Source organism: Amycolatopsis sp. cmx-4-83, assembly GCF_046548815.1.
Lineage (GTDB): Bacteria > Actinomycetota > Actinomycetes > Mycobacteriales > Pseudonocardiaceae > Amycolatopsis > Amycolatopsis pretoriensis_A.
Map to the genome: position 1 here is coordinate 201,097 of NZ_JAEBEF010000005.1, position 20,563 is coordinate 221,659.

Genomic DNA, 20,563 nt, shown 5'->3' on the forward strand with positions numbered 1-20,563 from the left:
CGTGCGGCACGGTACGACCACCAGGGGCCTCTTCCAGCAGGGCCAAGCCCACAGCCCGTCGTTCTTCTCCGTGGCGAGGGCGATGGGGCAGCACGCCGACGACCTCGCGGACTTCTGCATCCCCTGCAACCCCTACTTCCCCACCGACGAGATGTTCGGCGAGCTGGAGCGCAACCTCCGCACGATCCTCAAGTTCTACCCGAGCGATTCCGGCGCGATCACCGCGCAGCTGGCGAGCGTGCTGCGGCTCAACCCGTCGACGATCTCACTCGCCAACGGCTCGACCGAGCTGATCACCTGGATCGACCAGCTGCTGGTCGGGTCCAGCGTCGCGGTGCCGATCCCGACGTTCGGCCGCTGGACCGACCAGCCGCTGGAAACCGGCAAGCGCGTCGACATGTTCGTGCTCAAGGAAGCGAACAACTTCGAGCTGCGCGTGGACGAGTACCTCGACTTCATCAAGCGCCGCGGTTCCCGGGTCGCGGTGCTGTGCAACCCGAACAACCCCGACGGCGGCTACCTGTCCCGCCGCGAAGTCATCCGGTTCATGGACGCCCTCGAAGACCTCGACCTGGTGGTGATCGACGAATCGTTCATCGACTTCGTCGAGGTGGAGATGAACGCGTCGGTGGCCGCGGAAGCCGTCGTCCGGCCGAACGTGATCGTGCTGAAGAGCCTCGGAAAGAACTTCGGGCTGCACGGGATCCGGTTCGGCTACCAGGTGTCGAACCCGGCGTTGACGCGCAAGCTGTCCGGTGCGCTGCCGAAGTGGAACCTGAACTCGCTCGCCGAAACCGTGATCTTCATGCTCGCCGAGCGCCGCGCGGAATACGAGGAAAGCCTCAAGAAGCTCGCGCTCGACCGGTTCATGATGAATTCGCAGCTGAACCAGTTCCAGGAACTGACGGTCTACCCGTCGCAGGCGAACTTCCTGCTCGTCAAGCTGCCCGGCTCGGTCGACGGCGCCGAGCTGTGCGAATACCTGCTCGCCGAGCACCACCTCCTGGTGCGCCAGTGCGGCAACAAGATCGGCATGACCAGCCAGTTCATGCGCTTCGGGGTGCGGCCGGACACCGAGGTCGAGCGGCTGGTCGAAGGGCTGCGCGGGGTCGAGCGGCTCGGCGGCGGGCGGCACGCGACGCCGGCGATCGAGCTCGTCTCGCACTCCCGCGAACCGGAACGGTCGATCAGCTGAGCACCTGGGCGATGGCCGACTTCCAGGCGAACACCCGGCCGTTCGCCGAACTCGACCGCGCCGGCCGCACGCGCCGCCTGCGCCGGCTCGCCGAAGCGGCGTTGACCGCCTACGCCGTGCCGGTGGCCCGGCTGACCCCGCTGGCGCACGGGCTCAACACGGCGTTCCGCGTCGACGGCGCGGACGGCCACCGGTACGTCCTGCGCGTGCAGCGCCCGGACGGGCCGGGGCCGGCGCGGGTGCGGTCCGAGATGGCGTGGCTCGCCGCGTTGTGCCGCGAAACCGACCTCGTCGTCCCGCGGCCGGTGCCCACGCGCGAGCGGGACCTGATCGCCGTGGTCGCCGACCCGGCGGTGCCGGAACCCCGCACGTGCGTGCTCTGCCACTGGGTCGACGGCCGGTTCGTCGACGAGCGGCTCAGCCCGCCGCAGCTGTACGCGCTCGGCGAGTTCACCGCGCGGCTGCACCTGCACGGCGCGCGGATGAACGGCCTCGACCGCGGCCGCGTCGACGACCTCACCGAGTTCGGCCGCACGCAGGTGGACGGCTTCTCCCCGGCGGTCGTCGACCGGGCGGTCGCGCGGACGGGCGACGAGCGGATCCGCGACGCGGTCGCCCGCGCCCGCGCGGTGCGGGCGGAGCTGGGTTTCGGCGCCGACGCGTTCGGCCTGGTGCACGGCGACCTGCGCCAGGAGAACTACCTGTTCCACCGCGGCCGGGTGCGGGCGATCGACTTCGACGACTGCGGGTTCGGGCACTACGCCTACGACCTGGCGGTGACCCTCGCCGAGCTCCGGCACCTGCCACAGCGAGAAGAACTGCGGGAGGCACTACTGGACGGCTACCGCTCGGTCCGCCCGGCCGCCGCGACGACCGACCCGCTGGTGCTGGCCGCGTTCGCCGGCCTCCGCCGCGTCCAGCTACGCCTCCGCTGACCCCGCCAACGCGCACTTTCACGTGAAAGTGCGCGCCACTTTCATAGGGAAAGCTACGGCGTTACAGGGCGGCGTTACAATTGCTACATGGCCGGACGATCGAGCAACGCCACCAGTACCCGCGACCGCCTGCTGCTGGCCGCGGGTCAGCTGCTGCACGAGGCCGGCGACGGACCGGTGTCGACGCGGGCGATCTGCGAGCGCGCCGGCGTCCAGGCCCCCACGCTCTACCACCACTTCGGCAGCAAGCAGGGCCTGCTCGACGCGGTCGTGAACTACGGCTTCACGCAGTACGTCCAGGCCCCGGACGCCGGCGGCGACCCGGTGGCCCGGATCCGCGCGGGCTGGGACCGGCACGTCGAGTACGGCCTGGCGCACCCTGCGTTCTACGTGCTGCTCTACGGCCAGATCGAGCCGGGCGTGCCGTGCAACCTCACCTCGAGCGCGGAAGCGCTGCTGCTGGAGCTGTTCACGCCGCTGGCGCGCGAAGGCCGGTTGCGCGTCGAGGCCGCGGAGGCCGCGCGGCAGTTCGCGGCGGCCAACAGCGGCGTCACGTTGAGCCTGATCGCCCAGCCCGAGGACGACCGCGACCCGGCGATGTCCGCGCAGGTCAGGGAGTCCGTGCTGGCCGGGCTGCTCGCGGACGAACCGACCGGCGGCTCTTCCGTCGGCGCACTGGCTGTCGCTTTGTCGACCGCGCTCGCGGAAGACGTCGACGCGCTGACGACCACCGAGCGTCAGATGCTGCGGGAGTGGCTGCACCGGATCGCGGGCTGACGCTGAGCGCTACATTCGCTACATTGACGTCTATGACAAGTGTAGTGAAGCAGTTCGGCCTGTTCCTCGCCCCGCACCGCGACGACGCGGCCCGGAAGGAGCAGGCGATCGCGGCGGACGGGCTCGGCTACGGCGCGGTCTGGCTCGGCACCGGCCGGAACTCGGTCGGCGACCTCGCGTTCGTCGAAGACGTGCTCGCGTCGACCGAGCGGATCACCGTGGCGACGGCGATCGTCAACATGTGGGTCGACGAGCCGGAAACCCTGGCGGCGTCCTACCACCGGCTCGCCGGCCGCTACGGAAAGCGCTTGCTGCTGGGCGTCGGCGTCGGCCACCCCGAGTCGGTGACCGAGTACCGCAGCCCCTACGACAAGATCGTCGACTACCTCGACCGGCTCGACGCGGCCGGCGTCCCGACCGGCGCCCGGATCCTCGCCGCGCTCGGCGACCGCGTGCTGAAGCTGGCCGCCGAGCGCACCGCGGGCGCGCACCCGTACCTGGTCCCGGTGGCGCACACGCGGCACGCCCGGTCGATCCTCGGCCCCGGCAAGCTGCTCGCCCCCGAGCAGAAGGTGGTCGTCGACACCGACCCGGTGGCCGCGCGCGCCATCGGCCGCCCGTACGTCCAGAACCCGTACCTGGGCCTGCGGAACTACGTGACCAACCTGCGGCGCCACGGCTACCCGGAGGCCGACGTCGCGGGTGGCGGCAGCGACCGCCTCATCGACGACCTCGTCCGCCACGGCTCACCGGAGACGATCGCGAAGGACCTGCGGTCCCATGTGGACGCCGGCGCGGACCACGTGGCGGTGCAGGTGCTCGGCCCGTCCCCCGACGTCGAACTGGTGCACCAGCGGCAGCTGGCCGAGGTGCTGCTCTGATCAGTCCGGTGCCGGGGCCAGCGCGTTCAGCGCCTTGACGATCGTGCGCTCCTCGTAGGCGAAGTGACCTTCCAATTCGGACGCGAGCCGGTCGAGCTCGGCGCGTAGCCGCGCAGGATCGCTTTCTTCGTCCACGAGCCGCTGGATCTCCTCCTGCAGCAGCGCGACGACGGCGTGCTCCTCGCCGAGCTTCGCCAACGCGGGCGCGAGCGCCGGGAAGCGCGCGGCGAGCATGGGGAAGATCGCCGTGCCTTCCCCGGTGTGGTGGCGGGTGAGCGCGGTGCAGAAGCCGGAACACTTCGTGCTCAAGCGCCGCGATTCCCCGCCCCGCAGGTCCCGCAGCTCGGCGCGGAACCAGTCGTGCACCTCGACGAGCCAATCGCCCAGGCGACGGCCGTCGTCGAGCCGGTGCAGCTCGACCACGGGCAGGATCCGGGTCGTTCGCGCCTGGTAGGCCGCGAACCCCGGTTCCCGCTCGACCACCGCGGCGAACAACGCGTCGCGGTCCGGCGGGAGCGCGGCCATCGCCTCGAACGTCTCCGTGCCGGTTTCCACGGTGACCAAAGGGTTGTGGCGGATGTTGTGGTACCAGGCGGGGTGCTTCGGCGACCCCATCGCCGAAGCCACGACGACGAGCCGGCCGTCGATCGTCAAGTCCCCCAGGGGAACCCGGTGCGGCCGGCCCGTGCGGGCACCGGTCGTGGTGAGCTGGATCAAGCTGGTCCTTTCCGATGAAGGGAAATCACCGGAGGCCGTGAGCCGACACGGAATTGGGGCGCGCGGAGGGCACACTCCTGCCGGGGAAAGGCAGAACGTGTCGATCTCAAGGGGGCTGAGTAGCCACTACCTCCGTGCGTAGGCCCATCCGGGGCGCATCCGCACAGTAGCACGGGATCAGCGCGCGGCGTCGGCGGCTTTCTGCGCCTCGTTGGCGGCGGCGTCGGCCTGTTCGTAGCTTTCCTTCGCCTGCTCGAACTCGGCCGTCGCGCGCTCGGCGCGTTCCTCGGCTTCGGCAAGCCGCGTGCGCAGGTCCTCGACCCGCGCGGTCGCCTGCTCGGCCGCCCGCTGCGTGCGGACGAGGTCGCGCTCGACGACCGCGCGCTCCTTCGCCAGTTCGGCGGCTTCCTTGCGCAGGCGGTCGCGTTCGGCGCGGGCCCGCGCCCGCTCCTCTTCCTCACGGCGGTGATCGCGCTTCGGCTTCGCCGGCTCGGCCTGGTCCACCAGCTTCTTCGACCGCTTCCCGGTGGCGGGCGGCACGGTGGCGGCGAGGGTGAACCACTGGTCGGTGTCCTGGTGCGCGACCGACGTCAGGCGCCCGGCGACCGCGAGCGCGGCAGTGTCCGGATCGGCCGCGACGGCTTCGAGCGTCGCCTCGACCTCGCGGGACACGGTGTCGCTCATCGACGGCAGCCCGTGCACGATCCGCCGCACGAGCTCACCGCGGCGCCGGGTCAGCGCGCGCAGGTCGTCGCCGGCGAGCCGGGTGTGCGCGTCCCGCAGCTCCTCGCCCAGCTCGGCGAGCTCCCGCAGCCGGCTGTCGTCTTCCCGCGCCAGCCGGTTGACGATCGCCGCGGCCGTCGTCGGCTTCCGCAGCTCCTTGATCTGCTTCGCGAGCTCGGCGTCCCCCTCGGCCTTGGCGGCCTTCGCGGCGGCGTTGCGCGCGCTGACGAACTCCGCGAGGTCACCCCCGTAGAGCTCGCCGGCCACCGTGTCCAAGTCCATCGTGCTCCAGCGAACCACATCGGACTGGTGCGAGCACCTGCGAAGAGTCATCATCGGGGGCATGTTCTTCGATCTGGGTGTCCGGGACTTCCTCGACCGCGCGGAAACGGTGTACCCGGACCGCGTCGCGGTGGTCGACGAGCCGGACCAGCCGGCGCCGAGCTGGGGTTCGCTCACCTACCGCGAGGTCGCGAAGCGGGCGCGGGCGCAGGCCGCGCACCTGGACGCGCTGGGCGTGCCGCCCGGCGGGCGCGTCGCGATGGTGTCGCACAACGCCGCGCGGCTGCTCGTGTCGTTCTTCGGCGTGTCCGGCTGGGGCCGGATCCTGGTGCCGGTGAACTTCCGGCTGGCACCGGCCGAGGTCAAGTACATCGTGGAGCACTCCGGTGCGGAGGTGCTGATCGTCGACCCGGAGCTGGAACACCTGCTCGACACGGTGACGGCGAAGCACGTGTTCGTCCTCGGCCGCGACGACGACGCCCTCTGGGGCGGCGACGGCGTCCCCCGGCCCTGGGACGGCGACGAGTCCGCCACGGCGACCGTCAACTACACCTCCGGCACGACCGCGCGGCCCAAGGGCGTCCAGCTCACGCGCCGCAACATCTGGCTGAACGCGGTGGTGTTCGGCCTGCACACGACGTTGAGCGACAACGACGTCCTGCTCCACACCCTCCCGATGTTCCACTGCAACGGCTGGGGCATGCCGTACGCGGTGACCGGCCTCGGCGGGCGGCACATCGTGCTGCGCAAGGTCGACGGCACCGAGATCCTGCGGCGCATCGAGGAGCACGGCGTGACGATCCTGTGCGCGGCCCCGGCGGTGGTGACGGCGGCCCTGGACGGCGCGGCGACCTGGGAGGGCGAGATCCCGGGCCGCGACCGCGTCCGGATCGTGGTGGCCGGCGCACCCCCGCCGACGCGCACGATCGAGCGGGTGCGCGCCGAGCTGGGCTGGGAGTTCATCCAGATCTACGGCCTGACCGAGACGGCCCCGCTGCTGACGGTCAACCGCATGCGCAGCGAGTGGGCCGACCTCGACCCGCACGAGCAGGCCCGCCTGCTCGGCCGCGCGGGCACGCCGGCCCTGGGCGTCCGCATCGACGTCGACACCGACGGCGAGGTCCTCGCGCGGTCGAACCACAACCTGGACGGCTACTGGGAGAACCCCGAGGAGACGGCCCGCGTCCAGGAGGGAAACTGGTTCCACACGGGCGACGGCGGCACGTTCGAAGAGGGTTACCTGACGATCGCGGACCGCAAGAAGGACGTGATCATCTCGGGCGGCGAGAACGTGTCGTCGATCGAGGTGGAGGACGCCTTGAACTCGCACCCGGCGGTCCGCGAGGCCGCGGTGATCGGCATCCCGGACGAAAAGTGGGGCGAACTGGTGACGGCTTTGGTCGTCACGGACGGCTCGCCGGTGACTTCGGACGACCTGATCAAGCACTGCCGCTCGTACTTGGCCGGGTACAAGTGCCCCAAGCGGGTGGAGTTCCTGGCCGAGCTCCCCCGGACGGCGACGGGGAAGATCCAGAAGTTCAAGCTGCGGGAGCCGTTTTGGCAGGGCCGGTCGCGCCAGGTGAACTGAGGTTCTTCTTCGACAACGGCGTCGTGCTGTGGGCCGAGGTGGGCCCGGCCGACCTCGCCGCGCTGCCCCTCAGCGAGGGGCTGCGCGCGGAGCTGGACAACCTGGCGGAGCTGGGGCCGGGCTGGGTGGTCGAGGGCGGGTTCACGGAGCTGCACGAGGACCCGGAGCTGGACCGCTACCTGGCCGACCCGAAGGGCTTCCAGCGCTGACGGACCAGCCGGCGGCGTCCCTTGGCTCCGGCGAAATCACTCGGGAACGTAGGTCAGCTGGACGACGCCGTTGGAGAACGTGGCCGATTTCGCCAGCCGCAACGGAAACGACGGACCTTCGTCGGGGAACAGCCGCCGCCCGCGCCCCACGACGATCGGGTACAGCAGCAGGTTCAGCTCGTCGACCAGGCCTTCGGCCAGCAGCCACCGCACCGCCGTGGTGCTGCCGCTGGTCATGATGTCCCCACCCGCCTCGGCCTTCAGCGCCCGCACCGCCTCGGCCGGGTCGCCGGTCAGCAGAACCGAGTTGTTCCAGGTGACCTCGGACAACGTCGACGACAGCACGTACTTCCGCACGTTGTTCATGAATTCGGCGCCTTCGTCGTCCTCGACGGTCCGCCCGGGCCACGCCTCGGCGAACCCTTCGTAGGTGACGCGCCCGAGCAACATCGCGTCGGCCGCGGCCATCCCGCCGCCGACCGCCTGTCCGATCTCGTCACTCCAGTACTTCAGCGACCACTTGTCGGGCGCTTCGACGACGCCGTCGAGGGAAATGAACAGGTTCGCGACGATCTTCCGCATCGGCCCACTATAAACCGGCGAACCGCTAAGACCGTCCACTGGCGACGCGCACCCGCGCGCTGTCCGCTTCCGCCCGCGCCCGTTCCTCCGCCGTCACCACCGCCAACCGCGCCGGGACGTCCTTGTGGTGCGGCGTCCCCGCGATCGGGTCCCGGTCCAGCGCATCGGTCAGCAGGTTGATCCGCGGCCCGCTCACCACCCGGCCACCGTCCGCGGCCGGGTGCGCCATGCCATAACCGTGCGGCAGCGCCAGCTGTCCCGGCCGCATCCCCGGATCGGCCTCGGCGCGCACGACCACGCGTCCCGCCGGCGTCACGACCGCCACCCAATCCCCCGGCACCGCACCGATCGACGCCAGTTCCTCCGGACGCGCCCGCAACGCGCCATCCGGGTCGGTGCGGCGCCAGCGCGGGTCGCGCAGGATCTGGTTCGCGTTGTGCGCCCGGCGCTGCCCGTTGAGCAGCGAAAACGGGAACGCGGGGTCCGCCGCCTCGGCCGCCGGGTCGAGCGCGGTCAGCCAGTCCAGCAACTCCGGCACCGCCAGCCGGACCTTCGGGCGCCGCAGCAGGCTCCACACTTCGTCCTGCTCGTGCGCGGAAAACGGCGTCGGCCCGGCCAAAATGCGGTCGAAGAGCTCCTCGCCGAGCTCCGAGCCGGTCGAAGTGCTGCCCAGCGCGCGCTGCACCGGCACGGTCATCGTCTTCGCCGCGCGGTGGCACCCCGCCCACAGCGGCGCGATCGACGCGGCGCCGCCGGGCAGCGAAGCCCCCAGCGTCCGGTAGAGCAGCACCGGCAGGATCGCCGCCCGCTCCGGCATCGCCTGGACCAGCGCACCGATCCCCGCCTGCACCTCGGACCGCGGGCCGAGCGCCAGCGAAGCCAGCACGTCCGACGGCGGCAGCACGCCGAGCGCGTCGAACAACCGCGTGTAGATCTCCGCTTCGACGAGCGTGCCCGGCAACGGGTCCAGCAACGGCGGCCGCAGCTGGAAGTAGTTGGTCGGCCATTCGAACGTGAAGAGCGTGAACTCCCACTTTTCGTGCTGCGACGCGGCCGGCAGCACGTATTCCGCCAGCGCGGCCGTTTCGGTGTAGGCGATGTCGACGACCACGGACAGCTCGGCGGCGCGGATGGCGCGTTCGACCTCCCGCGTCCCCGCGAAGGTGTTGGCGGGGTTCGACGACTCCACCCAGAGCGCGCGGACGCGGTTCGGGTGGTCGGCGAGGATCTCCTCGGCCAGCGTGTTCGCCGGCAGCAGCCCGCCGATGTACTCGAACCCGGTGATCTCCGACCGCTTCCCGCTCCCCGAACCCCACAGCGGCAGCAACCACGAGTGCAGGTTGTTCGTGCCGCGCCGCCCGAAGTTCCCGGTCAGCAGGTACAGCAGCTTTTCGAGGTAGCTGTTGAGCGTCGAGTGCCGCCCCTGCTGGATCCCCAGCTCGACGCGCACGGTCATCGCTTCCGCCGCCAGGATCAGCTCGACCGCGTGCTCGACGTCCACACGGGACACTTCGGCGTGCGCGATCCAGGCGTCCACCGGCACTTTCGCCAGGACGGCGGCGACGTCGTCGAAACCTTCGGTGCGCTGGGCCAGGAATTCCTCGTCCGCGCCACCGCGTTCGAGCAGCAACGCCAGGATCGCGCCCAGCAGGTAGGCGTCGGTGCCCGGCCGCAGCGGCAGGTGCAGGTCGGCCATCTCGGCGGTCTCGGTGCGCCGCGGGTCGATCACGATCATCCGGCGCGCGGGGTCGTTCTTCAACGTGTTGAGCGCGTGCCGCGCGTTGCTGAACCCGTGTGCCTGCCACGGGTTGCAGCCGAGCACCACCAGCAGGTCGCAGTGCTCGACGTCCTCGGCGGTGTGCACGAGCGCCGAGCCGAACAGCTGCCCGTTGACCCAGAAGTCGCCGGTCTTCTCCTGCGAAAGCGCGTTGAAGTGACGCGTCGAGTTCATCCACTTCAGCAGTGAAGCGCCGTATGCGCCGCCGGAGTGGTTGCCCTGGCCGCCCCCGCCGACGTAGGCGAACGAGCCGGGCCGCCCGGCCGCGGTGTCGGCGTCCCGGATCGCGCGCAGCTTGGCGGCGATCTCGGAAAGCGCGGTGTCCCAGTCGATCGGCTCGTGCGTGCCGTCCGGACGACGGCGCAGCGGCGTCGTCAAGCGGTCGTCGTGGTCGCCGTACCAGGTCAGGCGCTGCGCTTTCTGGCAGAGGTACCCGGCGGAGCGCGGGTGCGCCTTGTCCCCGCGGACGCGCGTGATCTTCCGCCCCTCGACCTGCACCTCCAGGCCGCAGTTGAGGTAGCAGAGGCTGCACGCGGTGCGCTGCCACTCGCCCATGGCGGTTCCCTTCACAGCAGGTCGAGCGCGCGGCCGAGGGTGCTCAAGCGCGCTTCGAGCGTTTCGCCGGCCGGGTACAGCCGGACGGTGTCGACGCCGGTTTCGCGCCAGACGCGCAGCCGGTCCCGCACCATGTCCTCGGTGCCGATCAATGTCGTGCCGAGCACCATTTCGTCGGTGACGAGCGCGGCGGCGCCGTCGCGATCCCCGCCCTGCCAGCGTTCCCGGACCTCGGCGGCGACGTCCGCCCAGCCCTGGCGGCTGTAGGCGTTGTTGTAGAAGTTCGTGGTGGCCGAGCCCATCCCGCCGAGGCTGAAGGCGAGTTCCTTCTTGCGGCTGCCGACCAGCGCGCGCAGTGCGGCTTCGTCGTCGGCGAACGCGACTTCGGCGCCTTGGCAGACGTCGATGTCCGCCCGCTTCCGGCCGGCCTTCGCGAGTCCGGCGTCGAGCGGGCCGAAGTACGCCTCGGCACCTTCGGGGACGAAACTGGTGCCGAGCCAGCCGTCCGCGACCTCGCCGGTGAGCTCGAGGAGCTTCGGCGACAGCGTCGCGAGGTAGATCGGGATGTCCGGGTTCGGCGCGGTCGACAGCCGCATCGGCCGCGCCTCCCCGGGCAGCGGGATCTCGAACGCCCTGCCGGAAAAGGAAACCTTCTCGCCGGCGAACACCTGGCGGATGATCTCGACGGTCTCCCGCATGCGCGTCAACGGTTTCGCGAACGGGACGCCGTGCAGGCCTTCGACGACCTGCGGCCCGGACGCGCCGAGCCCGAGCGCGAACCGGCCGCCGGACAGGTCGGCGAGGGTGAGCGCGGCCTGCGCGATCGCGACCGGCGTGCGGGTGCCGAGCTGGATGATGCCCGACCCGAGCCGGATCCGGCCGGTGCGCGCGGCGAGGTAGCCGAGCGCGGACGGCGCGTCGGCACCCCAGGCTTCGGCGACCCAGCAGACGTCGAGGCCGAGTTTTTCCGCCTCCAGCACGAAGTCGACCGTCTCGCGGGTGTCCTTCGAGAACTCGACGGTGGTCGCGGTCCTCACCGGTTCTCCACCCGGTCCTTGATCGCGGCGAGGTTGCCGGCCATCGCCGTCTCGAACTCGCGCAGCCGGACGAAGACGATCTTCTGTTCCTTTTCGGGCATCCGGTCGATGGCGAAGGACAGCCCGGACCGGCCGGGCCCCATCCGCACCCACTGGCTCAGCCGGGTGCCGCCGCCGTCGGGTTCGAGGGTGAACTTCCAGACCGCGCTCGGCTCGGCCGGGTCGGCGACGGCCCACGAGAACACGCGCGGGGCCTCGCACTCGACGACGTACGAGGTGGTCTCCCACTCGCCGAAGGCGTCGTGCTTGCTGCGGCCGAGGAACTTGCGCCCGACTTCGCACCACTCGACGGACTGGAGCTCGGCGCTCAGCTCGGGCATCAGCGCGATGTCCGAAACGACCGGCCAGACGTCCTCGGGCACGGCGTCGATCCAGGTCGAAACCTCGGCCGTCGGCAGGTCGGCGTACCTCGCGCCGGTCCACTCCATCGTGGTCGCACCCCTCTCGAAGAGCCGCCTGACCACGATAGTTGCGTAGATAGACCTACGCTGTCAACGTCACTCCTGCCGAGCGAAGCGCGCCTCGACGTCCGGCCGCTGCGCCAGCCGGGGCGGGAACCCGGGCCCGCGGCGCATGCGCGTCTCCTCGGGCGTCATCGGCTCACCGCACTCCGCGCAGACGATTTCGGCGTGCGTGTCGTGCCCGCAGGTGAGGTGGTGGACGGTGATCGGCGGGCCGGCTTCGGTGGCGAGCCACTTGTCGCCCCAGCGGGTCATCGCGAGCAGCACCGGGTAGAAGTCGCGGCCCTTCTCGGTGAGCACGTAGTCGTAGCGCACCGGCTCGGTCTGGTAGGCGACCTTCTCCAGCAAACCCTCCTCGACCAGCCGCTTGAGCCGGTCGGCGAGGGTGTTGCGCGCGATGCCGAGCGCCTGCTGGAACTCGTCGAAGCGGTGCACACCGTAGAAGGCGTCCCGCAGCACCAGAGGGGTCCACCAGTCCCCCAGCAGATCCATGGTGCGCGCGATCGAGCACGGCCACTGCGCGAACGACGTCCGTTTCATGCGGCCGAGGGTACGCCGTTTCGCAGAGAGACTCAGCAGGTCAGCGGCGGTCGCCGTCAGACAAGGTGCCCGGTGGTGACGTCGACGTGGCCGGGCACCTCGTCGTGGTCGTCCCCGACCGAGAGCGTCCCGGCGGGTTCGACCAGCAGAACACTGGCCCCCGCTTTCGACGACGGCTTGTGGTGGACGCCCTTGGGCACGACGAAAGCCTGCGCTTTTCCGAGCGTGACCACTCGTTCGACGGGGTCGCGAAGCCCAATCTCGATCTCCCCGTCGAGAACGAGGAAGAACTCGTCGGTGTCCCGGTGGACGTGCCAGACGTGCTCACCATCGAAGCGAGCGAGCCGGACGTCGTAGTCGTTGACACGACTGACGATCCGCGGACTCCAGGCGGCGTCGAAGCTCGCGAGGACTTCATTGAGGTCGATCGGGTTCATGCACCCCATCCTCGACCTGGCGTTTCCCGGGCACGAGTGCTAGGAATCGCACATGCCGCAAGAATTCTCGCACCGCGTCGTGGCGATCGTGACGGAGGAGTCGAACCCGTTCGAGATGGGCGTGACCACGGAGCTGTTCGGCCTCCGCCGGCCCGAGCTGAACCGCCCTTGGTACGACTTCACCTTGTGCTCGGCAACGCCCGCCGTGCGGATGAACCTGGGCATGTTCACGCTCACCGACGTCCCCGGCCTGGAGGCGGCCGACACAGCGGACACGCTGATCGTGCCGGCCCGCCCGAACACGCGGGTCCCGACGAACCCCTCGATCATCGCGGCGATCCACCGCGCAGCCGCCCGAGGCGCACGGTTGGTCAGCTTCTGCACGGGCGCCCTGGCCCTCGCGGAGGCCGGCGTCCTGGACGGCCACCGCGCGACGACCCATTGGCAGTGGGCCCCGGAGTTCGCTGCACGCTTCCCGGCGGTGCGATGGGAGCCGGACGTGCTCTTTGTCGACGAGGGTGATGTTCTTACGGCGGCCGGCAGCGCGGCGTCCCTCGACCTGGGCCTCCACCTGATCCACCGCGACCACGGCGCCGAGGTGGTGAACGCCGTCAGCCGGCGGTTGGTGTTCACGGGCCACCGCGACGGCGGGCAGCAGCAGTTCATCGCCCGCCCGGTGCCGACGGTCCCTGACACTTCATTGGCTCCGGTGCTGGCCTGGGCCCTCGCCCACTTGGACGAGCCCCTTACGGTCGCCGACCTCGCGGCCCACGCTTCAACCAGCCCGGCGACCCTGCACCGGAAGTTCCGGGCCGAGCTGGGGACAACGCCGTTGGCTTGGCTGACGACGGAGCGGGTGACGCTGGCTTGCCGCCTGATCGAGCGAGGCGAGCTGCGCTTGGACCGGGTGGCCTCGGCAAGCGGCTTCGGAACGGCAGCGAACCTGCGGTTGCAGTTGCGCCGGCACACGGGGCTGAGCCCCAGCGCGTACCGCCGCCGCTTCGGCCCGGCGGCTTGAGGTCAGCGCAACCGCTCAAGCAGTTCACGCGCCTCGGGGCGGCACAGTTCACTCACGAGGGCCAGCAACCGCGCAGCGGAAACCCGGATGTGCCGCGGAGCCTCCTCGTCGTGCGCGATCTCGCGAGCCACGATGGCGGCGGCCTCCCGGTGATCCCGATGCAGCCGCGCGGCAGCCCAGGCGCTCCGGCACCGGACGACCGGTCCCAAGCCGCGGTCGCGCGCGAGACCCATCAATCCGAACGCACCTTCACCCGGGTCGAAAAAGCCGATCGAATCCCAAACTTGGACGCGAACGAGCGCCCCTCCGGTCATCGCGAGCCGACGCAACACGACGAGCACCTCGCCGCGAAGATCGGGTCGGTACGAACCCAGCGTGCGAGCAGCGTTGTGCCGCACGGAAACTGGGAGTGCTTCGTCCACCACGAGCTGTTCCAGCACCGCGGCGCCAAGGTCGTGCCCGCGAATTCCCCATTCGGCCAAGTCGTCGGCGGCCCACCAGCGGAGTCTCGGGTGACGCCCCGGATCGATCGCGATCGTGTGAAGCAGCTCAGCTCCGGTGGCGCGGTCTTCACTGCTGTAATTCGCCAGCCACAGTGCGGCAAACCTGCGCATGAGGATCGGTTCGCGTTGGTCGTCCCGGATTGCCCGGACCTCGTCCAAGCGCCGCAGCTCGAAAAGAAGACGCAGACGCAGACGCTGCGCGATCCGCTCGTCGGCCAGCAGCCCGGTCAGCTGGACCCGGACCTCATCGGGCAGCTCCGAGGTCAGCTCGATGATGACGGACCCGGCGTTCGCGCGATCTCGTCCGGGCCGATCGACATCGGCCAGCACCGCACGCGCATCAGCGATAACGCGTTCGCGCCAGCACGGAGACAATGAGGCCAGTTTCTGCCGGACGCGACGAGTGGCCGTACCGCCGCGGCCCAGGTCCTCGAGCACTTCCACCGCGGCCGGCTCGTGCCCCAGCGATATCCGGCTCAACGCCATGGCCGCGTCGATGCGCGCAGCCGGTGTCGACTCAGGACCAGCGAGCCGGTCGGCGAGTTCTCGGACCGCCTCGTGTGCCAGGTCCGGATCGCTCCACTCCGTCACAGTGTCCGCCCAGGCAGCCGACGAGACAAGGCGATCCAGCACCATGGCCCGTCCGACAGTTCTGCAGTCCTTGCCAGGCAGGTTGCGCAGCAGACCGGCTTGAACCTTGCCGGCCACGGCACCCGGGTCGTGAGCGAGCGCAAGCCGAAGTCCGACCGTCCTGGAACCGTCGACCTGAAAGTATCCGAGCACGCGCAGCGCCTCGCCTCGTTCCTGCGCCGTCGATTCCGGCGCGGCGGCGAGTCTCCGCAAGGTACGACGCGCCAGCTCACCTGCTGGTTGATCGATCCCCGCCAACTCGAAAGCGGCGTCCGCACGCCACTCGATCGGAATCTGTTCGTCCTCCATCATCGTGCGGAGGGCATCAGCCGCACGGACGGCGGTGCCCGGATCCACGGTAGCCAGTCTCGACATGGCACCGGTCCGGTAGTAACTGTCCAGAAACGGGTCGTCGGCTTGCGATCGCAATTCGATGATCGACTCGTGCGCCAGTTCCGCCTTCATCTCTGAAAGGAGAGTCGCCGACTGCTGGCGGATGAGAAAGGGCGTGTCACGATCGACCGACCTCGAGCGGATCTCGCCTACCATGTCCGCTCCGGCGGCGGCGATCTCCCTGACGTACCTCATCCACGTGTAAGATTCCATCTTCGGCAACAGCCGGGTCAGCAACTTGCCGGCCTCGGCCGGGACCACGATCTGGTTCCTCGCCAAGAGGACCACGGCTCGACAACGCGACGCGACGTCAGCAGCGCAATCGTCAACCAGCGCGGCCAACGCGCCGATCACCTCATCGTCACGCACGGCATCCAGAGCATCCAGAGCGTCCAAGGCTTCTGCTGCGCCGCAGATCATTTCGGGCCGGCTGCAGGAGGAAACGACGAGATCGCGGAAAACGTCGGCCGCCGCAGCGCGCGTTGCGGCTCCAGTGCGACTCAGATTGCGGCCGGCGACAGCCACTTCGAAGTCTCGAGCGACGCCGTCGGTGATCAGCCGCAAAAACCCCCGGGTAGCCGCAGCGTGGTACCGATGATGCATCATCGAAAGACCGACTGCCGCGTCCTTCCGCTGCCGACCGCTGAATTCATCGCCATCGACGACGCTCTCCAGTACCCGTGCCAACTCGGTCGAATCCAGAACATCTTCCTCCCAGATGGTAAGCTCTTCGGGCCAGGGTTCCGTACTGCTGTTCGTGATGAAACCGAGGACCTCCGCGGAAGCACGCTTCGCCATCTCAGGACTTACCTGCTTCAGCTGCCGCCAAGCTGTGATCCGAACCTTCACCGGAACCGACGGCCCGGTGAAGCCGGTCAGCCGGTTGGCTGCTTCAGCATGAAATTCCGGACCGAGGCGGAAGAGCTCGGAAGCCGCCTGGCACCGCAAGCCCGCCGACGACTCCGGGTCCTTCATCGCGGACCGGAGCCCTTCGACAGCGATCGCTTTGTGCGGTTCGCCGAGCTTGGCGAGCTGCCCCCACGCAGCCACCTCCGGGCCGTCACCACCCAGTGGATGAACGGCGGCGCGGGTCAACGCCCGGACTGCATCCGGCCAGTGTTCGGGTCCCAGTTCGGCCAGCTTCCGGCCCGCCATCTGCAAACTACCCACGGCCGCGACGGGGTCCTGAAGCACCGAACGGATGACTTTCAGAGCCTGTTCGTGGAGATCCGGCCCGCAGTCGGCGAGTACCGAGCCGAGGTACGCCTGGTCCAAGGTGCTCGCGGCCGGGTTGCTCGCCAGCTCGAGGATCCGTTCGCGGCCTCCCACGCGGTACTGCGGCCCCAGCCTCAGCAGAGCACGAGCCGCCCCGAACCGATCGGTGTAGTGCAACCGGGCATCGGTGATTCGTCGGTCCAGCTCTGCGGCAGCCTCGGCGAGGTGCTCCGCTCCCAGCGATGCCAGACCTCGCACTGCTGCTTCCACTCCGGACGACGACCACGAACGGCGTCGCAAGATCGCCTGCAAAACCGACGCGCAGCGCTCGTGGAACTCGACACCGATCTCGCTCAAGCTGAGCGCGGCAGCCGCCCGGTCCGCATCGATCACCCGGGGATCGTCCAGCACCGCGGTCAGCGAGTTCACCGCACGCAGCCGGGCCTCTCGCCCTAATCCGGCGAGGACTACGGCTGCGTCCCCGCATTGGGCGACTGTAGCCGCCGGACTGCTCAATACGGATTCCAAGCCGAAGATCGCCGTGTTCCGCTCGTCGTCACCGCACTGGGCGAGCGCCTCGGCGGCGTCGAGCCGGGCCTGCACCTCGATGGTCGTGTCGTGCACGAGGTCCCGGAGTGTTCCGACAGCCTCCGGGCGTTCTACGTTGCTGAGGCGGGTCGCGAGCGCGACGGCCGCCTCGACCCGTGATGACCACGGTATTCCGTCGTCGCCCATGAGGCCCTGCAGCCAACCCACCAGGCCGGGGTGGTGCGCGGCCCGGCTGACCTCGGCCAGGATCTCGCCGCCCGGATACTGCGTCGTAGCGGCCCAAGCGCGAGCCGTGGCCAGAAACGCGTCCATGTCCTCCGTGCTCGCCGGTACGTGCCAGGCCAGCAGGCGGGCGGCGAGCAGGTGCTGCTGAGGACCGCCGTCGTGGAGGAACCTCGTCAGGCAATCCGCCTCCGCCGGGTGCAGCCGGGTGTAGTGCAGCAACACGCGCCGGGCATAGCGGCCGCGATCCTCGGGCTCGGCCGCGTGCAGCAGTTCGACGAACTCGCGGTGCGACGAGTCGAAGGTCTCCGGGAGCCGCCTGGCCTTCGCCGTCGCCGCGAGGTGCTCCGCGAAGCTGTGGTGCAGGAATCCGAGGTCGCCGCCGCGGCGGAGGAACGGGCCGACACCGGCCAGGTGGGCGGTGAGCTCTTCGCGCCAGTCCGCCTCGGGGCCCAGCCCGGGCAGGTGCGCGGTCACCCAGCGGCAGGCAGCGGTGATCAGGGAGGTGTCCTCTTCGAGCCGAACGCGACCGAGGTGCTCGATCAGCCGGCCGCGGCATTCGTCGAAAGTACTGGCCGGTGCGGGGTGCGCCGATCGCAAGAAGTCCAGGTAGGTCTCATAGAGCTCGTACTGGTTGTCGGGCAACGGCCGGTCGGCGTACTCAGCGAAGATGATCGCCGCGATCGTGGCGAGCAACGGAACCCGGACCAGCTCGTCCAAGTGGGCATCGCGGACCTGCCGGACAAACTTCTTCGCTTCGTCCGGGCTGTCCGAAAACCAGTTCTCGGCGAAGAGCCGGAACGCTGCTTCGTCGAAGGGCAGCAGTTCGTACCGGGCCGCGCCGATGCGTTGGAGCGGAGCCAGGGTGGCTCCTTCGATCGGCCGGGTGGTGAGGACGACGCGGTACGCGGCAGCGGCGTCCGAGGCCCGGACGGCGAGCACCGTGACCAATCGGTCCCGAACGGCTGTGTCGGCCACCTCGTCGAGCCCGTCGACGAGCAACAGCCAGCGGCAGCCGGCGACCCGGCCGACCAGGTCGTCCGCGCCGATCGGCTGATCGAGCATCGCCCCGTATTCGCCGCGGACGGTGTCGGCCAGCGCTTCGAAGAACGGTAGGTCGAGTCGCGCGGCGAGTTCGCGTGCGGTCAACCGGAGGGGGACCACCGGCTCGCTCAGCGGCGGAGCACCGTCACTCTCCTGCCAGTGGCGAGCGACGTCGGCCGCCAGCTGCAGCGAGAGGGTCGACTTCCCCTGGCCCGGCCCGCCCGTGACGAGCATGTGTTCGCCACCGTCGAGCACCTCCGGCAGAGTTCTCGACGGCGGCCGCACGGTCAGGCGCGCCACCGGCGGGTACGGGACGTCGATCAGCCGGCCCTTGCTGTCGAGTACCGGGAGTGGTCGCGCCTGGTCGGACGGCTGGAGCTCGGACCCCGTAGTCACGTCCTGGCGCACGTACACGGTCGACAGCGAAGGACGCCGTGCGCCCCGCAGGCGGTACGGCATGATCTCCGCGTTCTCGATCTGTGCCCGCAGCAAGGAAACGATCTTCCCCGGCAACGAAGGCAGGTCATCCCACCCCGCCGGCGGCTCCACCACAGCCCGCGGCACCGCCCGAGGCACTCCGACGTACATGTCCCCGTGCACCGACCCCACCTGGACCGCCTGGCCGGTGACCTCGCCCGCGATCACGTTGGCCGGCTCTTCCTCTGCCACGCAGCCTCCTCCTGCCGGGCCGGGATCCTCCCACGCGGGACCGCTCCTGCGGCGTATTCTGCGGGACCGGTGGATCGGGTGGCCGTGTGGAAAGCGGAAAGCTCACCCGCTCGGCCGAACCACACTCGGTGATGACGGACAGGGGAGGACCGCATGACGGCCGATGTCGAGTTGCCGCCTTATCGGGCTTTGCTGGTGGTGGACACCAAGGCGTTCGGGAGCAATTCCGATGCCGATCAAGGGGTGCTCGCCGCGATGATTCCGGATGTGCTCGCCCAGGCTTTCGAACGGGCCGGGCTCGACGAGGTCTGGAAGACCGCGCTTTTCCCGCACGGGACCGGGGACGGGTACGGGATCGGGTTCGAGCCGCGGTTTCTGCCCGCCGTCGTGTCGCGGCTCTTCGACGCGCTCGAAAGCGTGCTCGCCGAGCGGGATGTCCGGCTTCGGGCCACCAGCCGGTACCTGCGGATGCGGATGCGGGCCAGCCTGAACGTCGGGCCGATCCGCGAGGCCGACGGCGAAAGCTCCGCGGTCGCCATCGGGGCCGCAGTGATCACCACGCACCGGTTGCTCGATTCCGCGCCGGTGCGGGAGGTACTCACCGCGTCCGATCCCGATCAGACGTTCCTCGCCGTCGTGCTTTCGCAGCGGATCTTCGACGACGTGCTCGCCAGCGGCTACGCGCAGCTGCCGAAATCGCGCGTCATCCCGGCTGACGTCGAAGTGAAGGAATACCGCGGCACGGTCTACCTCTACGTGCCGAATCCGAGCGGCGACCTCCTGAAGAACGGCGTCGGGAAGGAATACGAAAAGAAGCTGGCCGCTACAGAAGAAGCACGCGCCGAAGTGACCTCGAACGTGATCGAACAGATGCACGGCGGCACTGCCATCCAGATCGGCCGCGTGCACGGGAACGTGCACCACGGCGGAAGCTAACGCAGGGGGGCGAGGGCGGCCGCCAGCGCGTTCTGCTGCAACCGCGCCGGGTAACCGCCCGGGTCGGCCGCCGCCAGGACGTTCAGGCCCTCCACCAACGCCACCAGGCTCTTCGTCGTCAGTTCGAGCCGCTCCTCCGTCCACTCCGGACGGCACGACGCCACCAACCGGCCCACCCTGGCGAGGAACGAACGGTTCGCCGCGCGGTGTCGCTCCGCCAGGTCGTCGTCCGCCAGTGCCGCCGCCAGGAAACCCACCCACACGCGGGATTCGTCGTGGTGGCCGTGCGGGAGGTCGACCGCCTGGCCGAGGACCGCTTCCAGCGCCCCGAACGCGTCAAGACTCGCCGTCTCCGCCGCGTCGGCGCGGACGGCTGTGCGTTCGTAGAGCAGGTCTCGCGCGTGTAGAAGCAACGCCTTCTTGGTCGGGAACGCGTGCATGACCAGGCCCGTCGTGCAGCCGGCGCGCTCGGCGACCGCGCGCAGCGTCAGACCGGGAAGGCCGTTCTCGGCGAGCACCCGCCACGTCGCGCCGGACAGGAGTTCGCGCTGGGCCTCGACGTCACGCTGCTTCGGCAAGTCCGCCTCCTTCCCCGGAAGCGTAACAGATGCTACGGTAACAAACGTTA

General features: G+C 69.9%; 18 protein-coding genes. 8 read left to right on the forward strand and 10 right to left on the reverse strand.

What is annotated here, in order from left to right; genetic code table 11:
• The first annotated feature begins 1 nt into the window (after position 1).
• The 4 genes from ACLJQM_RS16655 to ACLJQM_RS16670 all read left to right on the forward strand — a co-directional run bounded on the left by ACLJQM_RS16655 (position 2) and on the right by ACLJQM_RS16670 (position 3,788).
• The gene (locus ACLJQM_RS16655; protein ID WP_247019366.1) at positions 2–1,195 is read left to right on the forward strand and encodes a pyridoxal phosphate-dependent aminotransferase; all 1,194 of its coding nucleotides are present in this window, start codon (positions 2–4) and stop codon (positions 1,193–1,195) included.
• Positions 1,196–1,206: 11 nt separating this feature from the next.
• Positions 1,207–2,130 carry a phosphotransferase enzyme family protein gene (locus ACLJQM_RS16660; protein ID WP_410631947.1) on the forward strand — a complete coding sequence of 308 codons (924 nt, stop codon included), beginning with the start codon at positions 1,207–1,209 and terminating at the stop codon, positions 2,128–2,130.
• 87 nt (positions 2,131–2,217) lie between these two features.
• Positions 2,218–2,907 carry a TetR/AcrR family transcriptional regulator gene (locus tag ACLJQM_RS16665; RefSeq protein ID WP_410631948.1) on the forward strand — a complete coding sequence of 230 codons (690 nt, stop codon included), beginning with the start codon at positions 2,218–2,220 and terminating at the stop codon, positions 2,905–2,907.
• Positions 2,908–2,939: 32 nt separating this feature from the next.
• Positions 2,940–3,788, forward strand: coding sequence for an LLM class F420-dependent oxidoreductase (locus ACLJQM_RS16670; protein ID WP_410631949.1), 849 nt, complete (start codon positions 2,940–2,942; stop codon positions 3,786–3,788).
• Here the strand turns inward: ACLJQM_RS16670 and ACLJQM_RS16675 are convergent, their stop codons facing one another.
• The gene (locus ACLJQM_RS16675; protein WP_410631950.1) at positions 3,789–4,505 is read right to left on the reverse strand and encodes a nitroreductase/quinone reductase family protein; all 717 of its coding nucleotides are present in this window, start codon (positions 4,503–4,505) and stop codon (positions 3,789–3,791) included.
• A gap of 177 nt (positions 4,506–4,682) precedes the next feature.
• Positions 4,683–5,510, reverse strand: coding sequence for a hypothetical protein (locus ACLJQM_RS16680; protein WP_410631951.1), 828 nt, complete (start codon positions 5,508–5,510; stop codon positions 4,683–4,685).
• A gap of 61 nt (positions 5,511–5,571) precedes the next feature.
• On the opposite strand from ACLJQM_RS16680, the gene ACLJQM_RS16685 reads away from it, so the two are divergent.
• Together ACLJQM_RS16685 and ACLJQM_RS16690 are read left to right on the forward strand one after the other, a co-directional pair.
• Entirely contained in the window at positions 5,572–7,098 is a 1,527-nt protein-coding gene (locus ACLJQM_RS16685; RefSeq protein ID WP_410631952.1) for an AMP-binding protein, read from the forward strand.
• Positions 7,068–7,307: a hypothetical protein gene (locus ACLJQM_RS16690; RefSeq protein WP_410631953.1), complete on the forward strand. Its 240-nt coding sequence runs from the start codon at positions 7,068–7,070 to the stop codon at positions 7,305–7,307. The genes ACLJQM_RS16685 and ACLJQM_RS16690 overlap by 31 nt, the downstream gene beginning before the upstream one ends.
• Positions 7,308–7,343: 36 nt before the next feature.
• Here the strand turns inward: ACLJQM_RS16690 and ACLJQM_RS16695 are convergent, their stop codons facing one another.
• The 6 genes from ACLJQM_RS16695 to ACLJQM_RS16720 all read right to left on the reverse strand — a co-directional run bounded on the left by ACLJQM_RS16695 (position 7,344) and on the right by ACLJQM_RS16720 (position 12,756).
• Positions 7,344–7,889, reverse strand: coding sequence for a dihydrofolate reductase family protein (locus ACLJQM_RS16695; RefSeq protein ID WP_410631954.1), 546 nt, complete (start codon positions 7,887–7,889; stop codon positions 7,344–7,346).
• Between the two features lie 25 nt (positions 7,890–7,914).
• On the reverse strand, positions 7,915–10,221 hold the full coding sequence (locus ACLJQM_RS16700) for a molybdopterin-dependent oxidoreductase (protein ID WP_410631955.1): 2,307 nt from the start codon (positions 10,219–10,221) through the stop codon (positions 7,915–7,917).
• Between the two features lie 11 nt (positions 10,222–10,232).
• On the reverse strand, positions 10,233–11,258 hold the full coding sequence (locus ACLJQM_RS16705) for an LLM class flavin-dependent oxidoreductase (RefSeq protein WP_410631956.1): 1,026 nt from the start codon (positions 11,256–11,258) through the stop codon (positions 10,233–10,235).
• Complete coding sequence (locus ACLJQM_RS16710) at positions 11,255–11,746, reverse strand: SRPBCC family protein (RefSeq protein ID WP_360766212.1); 492 nt, start codon at positions 11,744–11,746, stop codon at positions 11,255–11,257. Before ACLJQM_RS16710 ends, ACLJQM_RS16705 begins: the two co-directional genes overlap by 4 nt.
• 69 nt (positions 11,747–11,815) lie before the next feature.
• Entirely contained in the window at positions 11,816–12,319 is a 504-nt protein-coding gene (locus ACLJQM_RS16715; protein WP_410631957.1) for a winged helix-turn-helix transcriptional regulator, read from the reverse strand.
• A 56-nt stretch (positions 12,320–12,375) separates the two neighbouring features.
• Positions 12,376–12,756, reverse strand: a complete 381-nt coding sequence (locus tag ACLJQM_RS16720) for a cupin domain-containing protein (RefSeq protein ID WP_410631958.1) — start codon at positions 12,754–12,756, stop codon at positions 12,376–12,378.
• Between the two features lie 52 nt (positions 12,757–12,808).
• Between ACLJQM_RS16720 and ACLJQM_RS16725 the strand changes: the two genes are divergently transcribed.
• The gene (locus ACLJQM_RS16725) at positions 12,809–13,774 is read left to right on the forward strand and encodes a GlxA family transcriptional regulator (protein WP_410631959.1); all 966 of its coding nucleotides are present in this window, start codon (positions 12,809–12,811) and stop codon (positions 13,772–13,774) included.
• Between the two features lie 2 nt (positions 13,775–13,776).
• On the opposite strand, the gene ACLJQM_RS16730 is transcribed toward ACLJQM_RS16725, so the two are convergent.
• Positions 13,777–18,999, reverse strand: coding sequence for a hypothetical protein (locus ACLJQM_RS16730; RefSeq protein ID WP_410631960.1), 5,223 nt, complete (start codon positions 18,997–18,999; stop codon positions 13,777–13,779).
• 153 nt (positions 19,000–19,152) lie between these two features.
• Here ACLJQM_RS16730 and ACLJQM_RS16735 point away from each other — a divergent pair, with 153 nt between their 5' ends.
• Positions 19,153–19,935: a hypothetical protein gene (locus ACLJQM_RS16735; RefSeq protein WP_247019342.1), complete on the forward strand. Its 783-nt coding sequence runs from the start codon at positions 19,153–19,155 to the stop codon at positions 19,933–19,935.
• On the opposite strand, the gene ACLJQM_RS16740 is transcribed toward ACLJQM_RS16735, so the two are convergent.
• Positions 19,932–20,513: a TetR/AcrR family transcriptional regulator gene (locus tag ACLJQM_RS16740; protein WP_360765705.1), complete on the reverse strand. Its 582-nt coding sequence runs from the start codon at positions 20,511–20,513 to the stop codon at positions 19,932–19,934. The genes ACLJQM_RS16735 and ACLJQM_RS16740 overlap by 4 nt on opposite strands.
• Positions 20,514–20,563 lie beyond the last annotated feature (50 nt).

Coding starts and splice junctions, on each gene's coding strand:
- ACLJQM_RS16685 (WP_410631952.1), top strand. CDS start 5,572: ATGTTCTTCGATCTGGGTGTCCGGGACTTCCTCGACCGCGCGGAAACG.
- ACLJQM_RS16700 (WP_410631955.1), bottom strand. CDS start 10,221: ATGGGCGAGTGGCAGCGCACCGCGTGCAGCCTCTGCTACCTCAACTGC.
- ACLJQM_RS16735 (WP_247019342.1), top strand. CDS start 19,153: ATGACGGCCGATGTCGAGTTGCCGCCTTATCGGGCTTTGCTGGTGGTG.
- ACLJQM_RS16710 (WP_360766212.1), bottom strand. CDS start 11,746: ATGGAGTGGACCGGCGCGAGGTACGCCGACCTGCCGACGGCCGAGGTT.
- ACLJQM_RS16715 (WP_410631957.1), bottom strand. CDS start 12,319: ATGAAACGGACGTCGTTCGCGCAGTGGCCGTGCTCGATCGCGCGCACC.
- ACLJQM_RS16665 (WP_410631948.1), top strand. CDS start 2,218: ATGGCCGGACGATCGAGCAACGCCACCAGTACCCGCGACCGCCTGCTG.
- ACLJQM_RS16695 (WP_410631954.1), bottom strand. CDS start 7,889: ATGCGGAAGATCGTCGCGAACCTGTTCATTTCCCTCGACGGCGTCGTC.
- ACLJQM_RS16670 (WP_410631949.1), top strand. CDS start 2,940: ATGACAAGTGTAGTGAAGCAGTTCGGCCTGTTCCTCGCCCCGCACCGC.
- ACLJQM_RS16720 (WP_410631958.1), bottom strand. CDS start 12,756: ATGAACCCGATCGACCTCAATGAAGTCCTCGCGAGCTTCGACGCCGCC.
- ACLJQM_RS16680 (WP_410631951.1), bottom strand. CDS start 5,510: ATGGACTTGGACACGGTGGCCGGCGAGCTCTACGGGGGTGACCTCGCG.
- ACLJQM_RS16660 (WP_410631947.1), top strand. CDS start 1,207: ATGGCCGACTTCCAGGCGAACACCCGGCCGTTCGCCGAACTCGACCGC.
- ACLJQM_RS16725 (WP_410631959.1), top strand. CDS start 12,809: ATGCCGCAAGAATTCTCGCACCGCGTCGTGGCGATCGTGACGGAGGAG.